This is a genomic window from Escherichia sp. GZ89, from assembly GCF_019366485.1.
In the GTDB taxonomy this organism is placed as follows: domain Bacteria; phylum Pseudomonadota; class Gammaproteobacteria; order Enterobacterales; family Enterobacteriaceae; genus Escherichia; species Escherichia fergusonii.
On sequence record NZ_JAEOHX010000005.1, the window covers coordinates 267027 to 279240 of the forward strand.

A 12214-nucleotide genomic window follows, 5' to 3' on the forward strand; every position below is an offset into this window, starting at 1 on the left:
GTAATCGGGGAACCGGATGAGCATCGCTGCGTCATCCGGCAAATCAGGCCTTAGTAGCTGCTGGCGCTCTTACCGTCGCCGTGGCCCAGCGCTTTCAGCAGGCTTGCCAGCAGGCTGGAAGCACCAAAGCGGTAGTGACGCGCATCTGCCCAGTCAGCACCGAACAGTTCATCTGCAATCGCGAGATATTTCTGCGCATCTTCCGCAGTACGCACGCCGCCCGCAGGTTTGAAACCAACGGTTTTCTCTACGCCCATATCACGGATCACTTCCATCATGATGCGCGCGCTTTCCGGCGTCGCGTTCACAGCCACTTTACCGGTAGAGGTTTTGATGAAATCAGCACCCGCTTTAATGGAGATTTCAGACGCTTTGCGGATCAGCGCTTCGTCTTTCAGTTCGCCAGTTTCGATGATCACTTTCAGCAGTACGTTCGCCGCCGCGCAAGCCTCTTTACAGGCTTTCACCAGATCAAAACCAACCTGCTCGTTACCCGCCATCAGTGCACGGTACGGGAACACTACGTCAACTTCATCGGCACCGTAGGCGATTGCCGCACGGGTTTCTGCCAGCGCGATTTCGATGTCGTCGTTACCGTGTGGGAAGTTAGTTACCGTAGCGATACGGATTTCCGGGGTGCCCTGCTCTTTCAGCGTTTTGCGAGCAATCGGGATAAAGCGAGGGTAGATACAGATAGCGGCGGTATTGCCGACCGGAGTTTTGGCCTGATGACACAGAGCGATCACTTTCTCGTCGGTGTCGTCGTCATTCAGGGTGGTCAGGTCCATCAATTTCAGTGCACGCAGGCTGCTTGCTTTCAGATCAGTCATTTCATTCTCCTGGCTTGTCGCCAATAAAATTCACCTTGCGAGTTTGTTAGTATTCTAACATCTACTCCGCAACACACTTCGATATACATCACAATTAAGGAAATCTACTTACAAGTTTGCATCACTGTAATGCGATCTGGTTCAAATAATTCACTTTCAAATGAATGCGTCAGTGGTGGCAAACGCATCAGGATCAAAGTGAACATCACGAAACTTCTTACAATGGCGCATCACCTTCGGCATAAAAGGAACAGAAGATGCCCACTTCTCATGAAAATGCACTGCAACAACGTTGCCAGCAAATTGTCACCAGCCCGGTACTTAGCCCGGAGCAGAAACGCCATTTTCTGGCGCTGGAAGCAGAAAACAATCTGCCTTACCCGGCGTTGCCTGCCGAAGCCCGCCGCGCGCTGGATGAAGGTGTAATCTGCGATATGTTTGAAGGTCATGCGCCGTATAAACCGCGCTATGTCTTACCCGATTACGCCCGTTTTTTGGCCAACGGTTCAGAATGGCTGGAGCTGGAAGGCGCAAAAGATCTTGATGACGCACTCTCTCTGCTGACCATTCTTTACCACCACGTTCCTTCGGTCACATCGATGCCGGTCTACCTGGGGCAACTGGATGCGTTGTTGCAACCGTATGTTAGAATTCTAACACAAAACGAGATCGATATTCGAATAAAACGTTTCTGGCGTTACCTCGACAGAACCCTGCCAGACGCCTTTATGCACGCCAATATTGGCCCGTCTGATTCGCCCATTACCCGTGCGATTTTACGCGCAGACGCAGAGCTGAAGCAGGTTTCACCGAACCTGACTTTTATCTACGATCCTGAAATCACCCCTGATGACCTGCTGCTGGAAGTGGCGAAAAACATCTGTGAATGTAGCAAACCGCACATCGCCAACGGTCCCGTGCATGATAAAATTTTCACAAAAGGGAGCTACGGGATTGTGAGCTGTTACAACTCACTGCCGTTAGCGGGTGGTGGCAGCACGCTGGTACGCCTTAACCTGAAAGCCATTGCCGAGCGCAGTGAGTCGCTGGATGACTTCTTTACACGCACTCTACCGCACTACTGCCAGCAGCAGATCGCCATCATCGATGCACGGTGTGAATTCCTCTATCAACAATCACACTTCTTTGAGAATAGCTTCCTGGTGAAAGAAGGGTTGATTGATCCTGAACGTTTTGTGCCGATGTTTGGCATGTATGGGCTGGCGGAAGCGGTTAACTTGCTGTGTGAAAAAGAAGGAATTGCCGCGCGTTACGGTAAAGAAGCCGCCGCAAATGAAGTGGGTTATCGCATTAGCGCGCAACTGGCGGAGTTTGTCGCCAATACCCCCGTGAAATATGGCTGGCAAAAACGCGCCATGCTACACGCACAGTCGGGGATCAGTTCTGATATTGGCACCACGCCGGGCGCACGCTTGCCGTATGGCGATGAGCCAGATCCGATCACCCATCTGCAAACTGTCGCCCCGCATCATGCTTATTATTATTCCGGCATCAGCGATATTCTGACGCTCGACGAAACCATCAAACGTAATCCGCAGGCGCTGGTACAGCTTTGCCTCGGTGCCTTTAAAGCCGGAATGCGTGAATTTACCGCCAATGTCAGCGGTAACGATCTGGTTCGCGTTACCGGTTATATGGTGCGTTTGTCGGATTTAGAAAAATATCGTGCCGAAGGTTCACGTACCAATACCACCTGGCTGGGAGAAGAAGCCGCACGCAACACTCGTATTCTGGAACGCCAGCCGCGCGTTATAAGCCATGAACAGCAGATGCGCTTTAGTCAGTAAGATTATCCCCTTCTCCTGCGTTGACGGGCCAGGCAGTCGTCTGGCTCTGTTTTTACAGGGCTGTAATCTGCGCTGCAAAAACTGTCACAATCCGTGGACAATGGGGCGCTGTAATGATTGCGGTGAGTGCGTGCCACAGTGTCCGCATCAGGCGTTGCAGATTGTTAACAGCAAAGTAGTGTGGAACGCAGCCGTCTGCGAGCAGTGTGATACCTGCCTGAAGATGTGTCCACAACACGCTACGCCGATGGCGCAATCCATGAACGTGGACGAGGTGCTTAGTCACGTCCGCAAAGCGGTGCTGTTTATTGAAGGGATAACGGTAAGCGGCGGCGAAGCCACGACCCAGTTACCGTTTGTGGTGGCGCTGTTTACTGCCATCAAAAATGATCCACAACTGTGTCATCTCACCTGTCTGGTGGACAGTAACGGCATGTTGAGCGAAACCGGCTGGGAAAAATTACTCCCGGTGTGCGACGGCGCGATGCTCGATCTCAAAGCGTGGGGAAGCGAATGTCATCAACAGCTAACCGGACGCGATAATCAGCAGATCAAGCGCAGCATTAGTCTGCTTGCCGAGCGCGGCAAACTGGCAGAACTGCGTTTGCTGGTAATCCCAGACCATGTGGATTATTTGCAGCATATCGATGAGCTGGCGGCGTTTATCAAGGGACTTGGCGATGTTCCGGTACGCCTGAACGCGTTTCATGCCCACGGCGTGTATGGCGAGGCGCAAAGCTGGGCGAGCGCCACGCCGGAAGACGTTGAGCAATTGGCTGATGCGTTACGGGAGCACGGGGTGAGCCGATTAATATTTCCGGCGCTGTATTTGTGACATGGCGGATGCAGCCTACGGTTCGGCACAGACCTGTAGGCATGATAAGACGCGTCAGCGTCGCATCAGGCATTGTGCGTCGACTGCCGGATGCGGTGTGAACGCCTTATCCGGCTTACGAAGGGCAGACTACCCACGAACGTTAAACACCGCATACGTGTTATTAAGCAACACTTCGGCAATCTCATCCGCGGGTTCCGGGCGTAACTCGCACAGCACGGCAAACACACGGGCGGCCTGTTCAGGGCGATTAGGCTGCCCCTGAAAACCATCGAGCGGCATATCTGGTGCGTCGGTCTCCAGCAACAACGATGCCAGCGGCAGCTTTGCGATGACATCGCGGGTTTTACTGGCGCGTGGATAGGTGATAGTACCGCCTACGCCAATTTTGTAACCCAGCTGCACAAACCGTTCGGCCTGTTGATAACTGCCGGAAAAACCATGAACCACACCAGTGCGTGGCAAATTTTGGCGTTTAAGATGCATCGCCAGTTTGTCGTGCGTGCGCCGTGAATGAAGGATCACCGGCAGATCGTAGCGTTTCGCCAGTTTCAGTTGTTCATCAAGCAACCACTGCTGCCTCTCAAATTGCGGATCGTCACCAAAGAGATCCAGGCCGATCTCCCCCACCGCCACCACCTTCGCCGGATTCCTTTCCAGCGCCTGCTGTAACTGCTCCAGCGACGCATCGTTATGTTTTTCCAACATCCCCGGATGCAACCCTAAAGCGGCATACAGCGGTTGATAATTTTCCGCTAACGCCTGCACACGGGCAAAATTTGCCGCCTCGGTGGCCGGAACAATGATCTTGCCTACGCCCGCTTGTGCCGCGCGTTGCAGGCTGGCCTCTTCATCGCCACTAAACGGCGGGAAATCAAAATGGCAGTGGGTGTCGATATAACGGCAAATCAAGCCAAATCCTCATTGTTAAATGTCGGGTCATTCGCCTGCGGAGCGTCGCTCACTTCGGCAACCAGCGTATCGTTGGCGACGGGTGCAGGAGGAATAACAATCGACTCCGGCGTCACCACCGGCACCAGATGGCGGCTCAGCGGCGCTTTTTCAGTCAATAACTTACCGACCGTTGCCAGAAAATAACGCCCGCATAAACGACCAAGCTTATAGTCTTCACGCAGCGCCGGAATCCGACTGCCGAGCGCGATACTATGTAATGGCTTCGGCGGATAAATTTCGAATATCCGCAGCTTGCCCGGTGGTTTCTCAATAAATTGCTGAATCTCACGATAGCTGGTTTCATGATGCTGCACCAGATTGACCAGCGGCTGCAGGCTACTGTCACCCAACCAGCGTTCCATGCGTTTGAACCACTGCGGCGTATAGTACATTTGTGACGGCACAGTGCGGATGACGACCAACGTTTTTGCTCCCTGCCTTGCCGCCTCTTTAACCGGGATCGCATCACTGATCCCGCCATCCAGGTAATTAATGCCTTCCAGCGACACTCCGCTACGATAAAAGCCAGGTATTGCACTGGAGGCGCGAATCACATCCAGCCAGTTCTGTTTGGTTGGCAAAAAGTAATTCGGCGCATAGTCATCCTGACGACAAGCACACATATAAAACGATTTGCCGCTGTCAAATAGCCGCGCTGCGGTGTCCATTTGCAACGGCATCTGGCTTGCGGTGGCCTCCACCAGCCAGTCGAGATCGATAAGATTTCCTCCACGGACAAAGCGCAATGGATCGAAAAATTCGCGTTTTGTGGTGTAACGCATGATGACTTTGCGCGCGTAACCGGGCTGATTGCAGATATACGCCGAGAGGTTCTGCGCTCCGGCAGATGTGCCAAGATAAAGATCGAAAGGATTAAACTGCGCGCGCATAAACTCATCCAGCACGCCAGCTGTGAAAATTCCACGCTGTCCGCCGCCTTCGCACACAAGAGCAATCCGTCCAGGCTGGAACGGCCTTAGCGACAACGGCGCAATATTACCAAGCGTTACAGGTATTCGCTGCCCCACCTCTGCCTTCCTGTTTTTGTTGTGAAAGAATGACAAAGTAACGCAATTTATTATTCGCTAAAACCGCAAAAGCCAGTCCGCTGGACTGGCTTTGGATAAAATTTTCTTAATGGTCTGAAATCTAGGGTCTTTTTCGGCCCATGAACAAACTCACCAAGAACAGAATAATCCCGACGACAAAGACAATTTTAGCTGCGCCTGCAGCAGTACCGGCCAGACCACCAAACCCAAGTGCGGCGGCGATTAACGCGATAACCAGAAATATGATGCCCCAACGAAACATAAGCGTCTCCTTTACCATAGTTAATGTCACCGCTTGATATGAACGTGAAAATCACTCAATGCGATATTTTTAGTGTGGTGCACATCGCGCCTCCCGACAAAGTTCGGGAGGTCGAATTACGACGAATTACTTAGTTTTCAGATCATTTTTAACGCTTTTCACACCATCTACCGCTTTGGCGATACTTTCAGCACGGTCGCTCTGTGCCTGAGAATCTACGGTACCGGAGAGCTGAACCACACCATCGGTGGTTTCAACTTTCACTTTACGTGAAGGGACGATATCGTCCGCCAGCAGTTTGGCTTTGATTTCACTGGTGGTGGCGGTGTCACCCGCGTAGCCCTTCACAGAGCCTTCTTTAGCGTCGCGAACGTGCAGTTTGTCGCTGACAGAGGTCACGCCTTCAACGCCTTTCGCCACTTTCACTGCCTCTTCGGCCTGGGCCTGGCTTTCAACGAAACCGCTCAGGGTCACGACTTTTTGATCGGTTTTGACAGAGATATCGGTGCTCTTGATGTTGTCATGATCCACCAGGGCCGCCTTCACTTTCGCGGTGATTGCACTGTCATCCATGAAATTACCGACTTTATTCATAGAGCTATCGACTTTTTGCCCTGCGCTTTCATTGGTAGTCTGCGCGTTGTTTTCTGCGTAGGCAGAGCCGGTCGCGACGGCAGAGGTCAACATTACAGCCAGCAGAGTTTTCGAAATCTTCAGTCTTGTCATAGTCATCGATTTATTCCTGTATGTTTGCTCGTAATTTGAGCCTGGCAACACGAGGTTGCATTGCTGAATAGGGAGAGACTTCACCCTCTACAGAAGTCAATGGTCGCCATCACAAAAGCGATGGGTGATGAATAACGACCATTACAGCCTCTGAATCAGTTATTAATATCGGTAGAATGACAATCGACGGCTTTAGATACTGATATCTACGCATTGAACGGTATTTAACGCCGCCAGAAATGTCATTACTTTGTTAAATATAGATCACAATTTTGAAACCGCTCGGGATATCCGCTAAAACATAAGCAAAAGTGAATGTTTTAAGAACATTCCGTAAGCGGCTAATAAGGAAGGGAAATTGACAGGGCGCAGCGGTTGCCGCACCCTGGAGGCAAGAATTAATGCTCGCGGGTCTGGTGGAACTGAACGTCCGGATAACGTTCCTGCGCCAGGCGCAGGTTGACCATGCTGGTAGCGATGTAAGCGAGGTTATCGCCGCCATCAAGCGCCAGTTGGCTTTCGTTCTTACGCTTGAACTCTTCGAATTTCTTCGCGTCCGCACATTCTACCCAGCGTGCAGTGGCAACGTTGACTGACTCATACACTGCTTCAACGTTGTATTCGCTCTTCAGGCGCGCTACCACCACATCAAACTGCAGCACACCAACCGCACCAACGATCAGGTCGTTGTTGGAGATCGGACGGAACACCTGCACCGCGCCCTCTTCGGAAAGCTGTACCAGCCCTTTGAGCAGCTGTTTTTGCTTCAGCGGATCTTTCAGGCGGATACGACGGAACAGTTCCGGCGCAAAGTTCGGGATACCGGTGAACTTCATCATCTCACCCTGGGTAAAGGTGTCGCCGATCTGAATAGTGCCGTGGTTGTGCAGACCAAGGATGTCGCCCGGATACGCTTCTTCAACATGCGAACGGTCGCCCGCCATAAAGGTCAGCGCGTCGGAGATCACCACATCTTTCGCGGTGCGCACCTGGCGCAGCTTCATGCCTTTTTCATATTTACCGGATACCACGCGCATAAACGCCACGCGGTCGCGGTGTTTCGGGTCCATGTTGGCCTGAATTTTAAATACGAAGCCGGTAAATTTATCTTCGCTCGCCTCTACGGTACGGGTATCAGTCTGACGCGGCATCGGCGCAGGTGCCCACTCTACCAGGCCATCCAGCATATGATCGACGCCGAAGTTACCCAGCGCAGTACCAAAGAACACTGGAGTAATTTCGCCCGCAAGGAACAATTCTTTGTCGAACTCGTTAGACGCGCCTTTCACCAGTTCCAGTTCGTCACGCAGCTGCTGTGCCAGATCTTCACCAACCGCAGCATCGAGATCCGGGTTATTCAGCCCTTTAACAATACGGACTTCCTGAATGGTGTGACCTTTACCGCTCTGATAGAGATAGGTTTCGTCTTTATAAAGGTGGTAAACGCCTTTAAACAGCTTGCCGCAGCCAATCGGCCAGGTGATCGGCGCACAGCCGATTTTCAGCTCGTTCTCAACTTCATCGAGCAGCTCCATCGGATCGCGGATATCACGGTCAAGTTTGTTCATAAAGGTGAGGATCGGCGTATCGCGCAGACGGGTAACTTCCATCAGCTTACGGGTACGATCTTCAACACCTTTTGCAGCGTCGATAACCATCAGGCAGCAGTCCACCGCCGTCAGGGTACGATAGGTATCTTCCGAGAAGTCTTCGTGCCCGGGGGTGTCGAGCAGGTTAACCAGGCAGTCGTGATACGGAAACTGCATCACAGAGGTGGTAATGGAGATCCCACGCTGCTTTTCCATCTCCATCCAGTCCGACTTAGCGTGCTGGTTGGAACCACGGCCTTTTACTGTACCGGCAGTCTGAATGGCCTGTCCGAACAGCAGCACCTTCTCGGTGATGGTCGTTTTACCGGCGTCCGGGTGAGAAATAATTGCAAAGGTTCTTCTTTTCGCTACCTCTGCGGCCAAAAGGCTTGTCATAATTGTTGTCTCTTTGATTATGTACAATCATATGTACAAAGAAAAATTCATGCCGCTGATTGTACATTTTGGAGGTATCAGAGCATAGCAGAACATGATCAGTAGGTGTATTTGTAGCCAAAGAACATTTGTACATGCAGCAATCTTTGTTCTATTGACACTGTTTATTCATACAGTTAAAAATAATACTGTATACAAACACAGTGTAGAGGGATTTTTATGCGTATTGAGATCTGCATAGCCAAAGAGAAAATGACTAAAATGCCAAACGGTGCTGTGGATGCGTTAAAGGAAGAATTAACTCGACGCATCAGTAAGCGTTATGACGATGTAGAGGTGATCGTAAAAACCACCAGCAACGATGGCCTTTCTGTTACGCGCACTGCCGATAAAGATTCAGCTAAAACTTTTGTTCAGGAAACTCTGAAAGATACCTGGGAGTCTGCTGACGAGTGGTTTGTTCACTAATTAGCACGTAAAATCGGTAACGGCTGGAAATCATTCAATACCCGCACTATCGAAAGTTCACCAGTTAGCCGCAGCACGTTCCTGCATACAACGTTTCTGCGGCATATCACGAAAAGATTACTCAATGACTGGGACTTCAGGCCACTCAATATCCCGTACAATTATGTATCACCACACTTTAACAATACCCGATATTTATTCCAGAGTGCGAGCAACGTTGTCCCTTCTCTTTTGCACTCTTAATATATACGATTGCTTAAGTGGAGATGCTTGACGAATCGCCAAATAAAACATCTTTATTAGAACAAAAATCTATATGTGATTGCAAATTTAGTCGTTAACACTACTCATATCTGAATACTGACCTAATATACTTACTAACCGTGAGAAATCTTTTTTTCCGAGTTAATCATTCGCAATAAACTTTCACCTAATTTAAAATAATTAGCTACAATTATAATTGCAATATTAGATATGACAATTTACGTAAAATCTCATGGGATACAGTATACCGAGCCAAACACATAAGGAATTGAAATGGATGGAGAAAGTTTTAATTTTGACAATACTGATATTGAATTCCTTGCTTCAATGTATGCATCAGCTAAATTATCGGCAAACACAAGCCCCATAATGCATATAATAGTAAGCATTCCAAGAGATAAGAAAAAACATTTTTATAATCGAGTTAAACATTATCTCAACTTATATTCCGATAAAAAAGACACTCCTTAAAAAAGAATGTCATCCCTTTTACTATTAATAATAAAGGGATGACACACCCTCAAACCATTCTGTTTTTTACTTCTAATGAATTACATTTCGGCCAGCATTTATCTGACATTGTAAAAAGAGCACTCTATATAAAGTTTTTGTTTTATCCTACAGGTGCTGCTGGCCACTCAATATCAGGTGCAGTTGATGTATCAACACGGTTCAGCAATACCCGATACTTTTTCCATGCTTCCAGCAACGAGATTTCTTCCTCCGTTGCAATTTCCAGATCTGCAGCATCCTGAAGCGGCGCAATATGCTCACTGGCTACCTGCATCAGGTTGTTTTTTGTTTCTTCCGCCTCCCGGATCCGGAACAGTTTTTCTGCTTCCGTATCCTTCACCCAGGCTGTGCCGTTCCACTTCTGAAACTCCCCTTCCGGCGATAACCAGGTAACATTTTCCGGTAACGGACCGAGTTCAGAAATAAATAACGCGTCGCCGGAAGCCACGTCATAAACCGTTTTACCCCGATGATCTTCAACGAGATGCCACGATGACTCATCACTGTTGAAAACAGCCACGAAGCCAGCCGGAATATCTGGCGGTGCAATATCGGTACTGTTTGCTGGCAGACCTGTATGAGGCGGAATATATGCATCACCTTCACCAATAAATTCATTAGTTCCGGCCAGCAGATTATAAATTTTTATGGTCCGTGGTTGTTCACTCATTCTGAATGCCATTATGCAAGCCTCACAATATAGTTAAATGCGATGTTTTTGACGGTGTTTTCCGCGTTACCAGCAGCGTTAACGGTGATGGTGTGTCCGTGTGAGCCAATCGCAACGGAGTGCGTATGAGCACCAATACCGACAGTATGCGCGTGTGCACCTGCACTTGCAGCAGTACCTGACACCGGGTGGGTATGCGCTCCGGCTGACGATGTGCCAGTACTCGAGCCTGCACGAGACGCACCTTTGAGGGCTTTATCGCCCTGCTCGGTATTGCCAGATGGGTAACAGGCAACCGTGTGTGTATGTGCCCCTGCAGAAGCAGCCGTACCACTGACACTATGGGTGTGCGCTCCGGTGTTATTCGTGGTCTTAGTACCATAATCAAACGAACTGGTTGTTTTCGTCCCCAAATCCGTACTGGATGCACTGGCACTGTGGGCATGCGATTTAATACCGTCCTGTTCCTGAGACAATACAGCGCGACCACTGGCGGGTTTGCCCTTAATTGTCCATCCACGCAGATCAGGGATCACACCAGATGGGTAAGCGGTTGCAAGTTTCGGGTAGGCAGATTTGTCAAAAGTCTGCCCCTGCATCAGGGCATAACCAGACGGAACGGTATCTGATGGCCACGGGATTGGTGCGCCAACTGGATAAAACTCTGCCGGAGGATGGGCAGTAGTGTAAAGCTGCGCCCACGGCGACCAGTTGGCGTCGGTTGTATCCCGTCGCGAACGAATAAATGCCGGAGCATGTGCACCGCTTGTACCACTCCACCCGATAAGCAATTCGCCCTCTCCAGCAGCATTCGCACCTCTCATATGAAGCACATTGCCATAAGCAGTGGGGTAGCCATTGTTGTACGCCTCGTACATTTGAATGCCAGCAGTGCCTTGAGTAGAGCCGCTTAACGCCGTAACTCGGCCACGAGATACCAATGTATTAATGTTGATATCGCCTGAGCCATCAAACTTAACACCATTGATGTTTCTCGCTGTTTGCAACTTCGTAGCTGTTGAAGCATTACCCTTAATGCCGCCATTAACGGTAAGCGCCCCGGTTATTGTGCCTCCTGTTAATTTCAAAAAGAGCGCATCAATCCATCCAGCGAAACCCGGTTTATTGATATACAAGTTGCCATCATTGGCAAATATGCCACCACCTGGTGTTCTTAATGGCTGTGACATATCCGCCAAAGTTAACTGGCCTGACATTGAATCACCAGCTCGATTAAAGTCCCGTCTCCAGCCTGGCGCATAATTGTCACCGTGGTTGATGTAGGTAAATTGTGCCTTGACGGTTCCGCCGTTCGTTGCGGTCGTGGGGGTGGTGATGCGAATAGTCATAGCCTCTCGAACCCCCATAACCTCAACTACAGCGCCAGAAAGTTGTATATTTCCACAACCGGTATCCGTGATGATTTTATTGGCAGCGTAAGCCCATGAGCCTTTGCACATCCAGTATGAATGATTGAACGCCCCCTTAGACTCCAGCCACTCGATAAATTGCGCCGTCGTCCAGTTATTGCTGTCTCCTCCGATGCTGATATTGCCGCTGGCAGCTTTCGCTGCGCCAATATTTTTTACGAAGGTGTCTTTATCAGGTATATCTGCCCCGTTCTGGTTTTTCCGAAGGCGTGTTTCAGCGTTGTCGTATGCGGACTTTACCGCTTTCGGTGTTGCAGCGAGCGTCTCAGATTCGCTGCTGGTCTCACTGCTGAGCTGTACTATCCCTTTTTTCGTCGTGCTTGCATCCTCAAGCGCCACGGCAGATGCAATATCCTCTGCCCGTTTTGCAGCTGTCTCGGCGCGCGTTGCCGCGGATTCAGCCGCATTTTTGCTCTGAGC

General features: G+C 50.1%; 12 protein-coding genes. 4 read left to right on the top strand and 8 right to left on the bottom strand.

Going from position 1 to position 12214, the window contains the following annotated elements; all coding sequences use genetic code 11:
* Positions 1 to 50: 50 nt before the first annotated feature.
* Positions 51 to 830: a deoxyribose-phosphate aldolase gene (gene deoC, locus K0335_RS11265; protein WP_001295412.1), complete on the bottom strand. Its 780-nt coding sequence runs from the start codon at positions 828 to 830 to the stop codon at positions 51 to 53.
* A 257-nt stretch (positions 831 to 1087) separates the two neighbouring features.
* On the opposite strand from deoC, the gene K0335_RS11270 reads away from it, so the two are divergent.
* Positions 1088 to 2638 (top strand): YjjI family glycine radical enzyme, encoded by a 1551-nt coding sequence (locus tag K0335_RS11270; RefSeq protein WP_160193824.1) that lies wholly within the window; start codon positions 1088 to 1090, stop codon positions 2636 to 2638.
* Positions 2610 to 3473 (top strand): YjjW family glycine radical enzyme activase, encoded by an 864-nt coding sequence (locus K0335_RS11275; protein WP_104919934.1) that lies wholly within the window; start codon positions 2610 to 2612, stop codon positions 3471 to 3473. Before K0335_RS11270 ends, K0335_RS11275 begins: the two co-directional genes overlap by 29 nt.
* Positions 3474 to 3602: 129 nt before the next feature.
* Here K0335_RS11275 and K0335_RS11280 read toward each other — a convergent pair whose 3' ends face one another.
* The 5 genes from K0335_RS11280 to prfC form a co-directional block, all read right to left on the bottom strand.
* The gene (locus tag K0335_RS11280) at positions 3603 to 4385 is read right to left on the bottom strand and encodes a metal-dependent hydrolase (protein ID WP_219393826.1); all 783 of its coding nucleotides are present in this window, start codon (positions 4383 to 4385) and stop codon (positions 3603 to 3605) included.
* The gene (locus K0335_RS11285; RefSeq protein WP_002431697.1) at positions 4382 to 5455 is read right to left on the bottom strand and encodes a patatin family protein; all 1074 of its coding nucleotides are present in this window, start codon (positions 5453 to 5455) and stop codon (positions 4382 to 4384) included. Before K0335_RS11285 ends, K0335_RS11280 begins: the two co-directional genes overlap by 4 nt.
* A 121-nt stretch (positions 5456 to 5576) precedes the next feature.
* A complete protein-coding gene (locus tag K0335_RS11290; RefSeq protein ID WP_000490275.1) occupies positions 5577 to 5738 on the bottom strand; it encodes a DUF1328 domain-containing protein in 162 nt (53 codons plus the stop codon).
* Between the two features lie 126 nt (positions 5739 to 5864).
* On the bottom strand, positions 5865 to 6470 hold the full coding sequence (gene osmY, locus K0335_RS11295; RefSeq protein WP_001295410.1) for a molecular chaperone OsmY: 606 nt from the start codon (positions 6468 to 6470) through the stop codon (positions 5865 to 5867).
* Positions 6471 to 6862: 392 nt separating this feature from the next.
* Positions 6863 to 8449: a peptide chain release factor 3 gene (prfC, locus tag K0335_RS11300; RefSeq protein WP_000202563.1), complete on the bottom strand. Its 1587-nt coding sequence runs from the start codon at positions 8447 to 8449 to the stop codon at positions 6863 to 6865.
* 219 nt (positions 8450 to 8668) lie between these two features.
* On the opposite strand from prfC, the gene K0335_RS11305 reads away from it, so the two are divergent.
* Together K0335_RS11305 and K0335_RS11310 are read left to right on the top strand one after the other, a co-directional pair.
* A complete protein-coding gene (locus K0335_RS11305; protein WP_001217546.1) occupies positions 8669 to 8917 on the top strand; it encodes a DinI-like family protein in 249 nt (82 codons plus the stop codon).
* 537 nt (positions 8918 to 9454) lie between these two features.
* On the top strand, positions 9455 to 9652 hold the full coding sequence (locus K0335_RS11310) for a hypothetical protein (protein ID WP_000348577.1): 198 nt from the start codon (positions 9455 to 9457) through the stop codon (positions 9650 to 9652).
* Between the two features lie 142 nt (positions 9653 to 9794).
* Here K0335_RS11310 and K0335_RS11315 read toward each other — a convergent pair whose 3' ends face one another.
* Together K0335_RS11315 and K0335_RS22490 are read right to left on the bottom strand one after the other, a co-directional pair.
* Entirely contained in the window at positions 9795 to 10376 is a 582-nt protein-coding gene (locus tag K0335_RS11315; RefSeq protein ID WP_023138561.1) for a tail fiber assembly protein, read from the bottom strand.
* Positions 10376 to 12097, bottom strand: a complete 1722-nt coding sequence (locus K0335_RS22490) for a tail fiber protein (RefSeq protein WP_374940496.1) — start codon at positions 12095 to 12097, stop codon at positions 10376 to 10378. The genes K0335_RS11315 and K0335_RS22490 overlap by 1 nt, the downstream gene beginning before the upstream one ends.
* Positions 12098 to 12214 lie beyond the last annotated feature (117 nt).

Excerpts from the sequence above, each read along its gene's own strand:
- deoC (WP_001295412.1), bottom strand. The coding sequence starts at position 830 with ATGACTGATCTGAAAGCAAGCAGCCTGCGTGCACTGAAATTGATGGAC.
- K0335_RS11270 (WP_160193824.1), top strand. The coding sequence starts at position 1,088 with ATGCCCACTTCTCATGAAAATGCACTGCAACAACGTTGCCAGCAAATT.
- K0335_RS11275 (WP_104919934.1), top strand. The coding sequence starts at position 2,610 with ATGAACAGCAGATGCGCTTTAGTCAGTAAGATTATCCCCTTCTCCTGC.
- K0335_RS11290 (WP_000490275.1), bottom strand. The coding sequence starts at position 5,738 with ATGTTTCGTTGGGGCATCATATTTCTGGTTATCGCGTTAATCGCCGCC.
- osmY (WP_001295410.1), bottom strand. The coding sequence starts at position 6,470 with ATGACTATGACAAGACTGAAGATTTCGAAAACTCTGCTGGCTGTAATG.
- prfC (WP_000202563.1), bottom strand. The coding sequence starts at position 8,449 with ATGACAAGCCTTTTGGCCGCAGAGGTAGCGAAAAGAAGAACCTTTGCA.
- K0335_RS11305 (WP_001217546.1), top strand. The coding sequence starts at position 8,669 with ATGCGTATTGAGATCTGCATAGCCAAAGAGAAAATGACTAAAATGCCA.
- K0335_RS11310 (WP_000348577.1), top strand. The coding sequence starts at position 9,455 with ATGGATGGAGAAAGTTTTAATTTTGACAATACTGATATTGAATTCCTT.
- K0335_RS11315 (WP_023138561.1), bottom strand. The coding sequence starts at position 10,376 with ATGGCATTCAGAATGAGTGAACAACCACGGACCATAAAAATTTATAAT.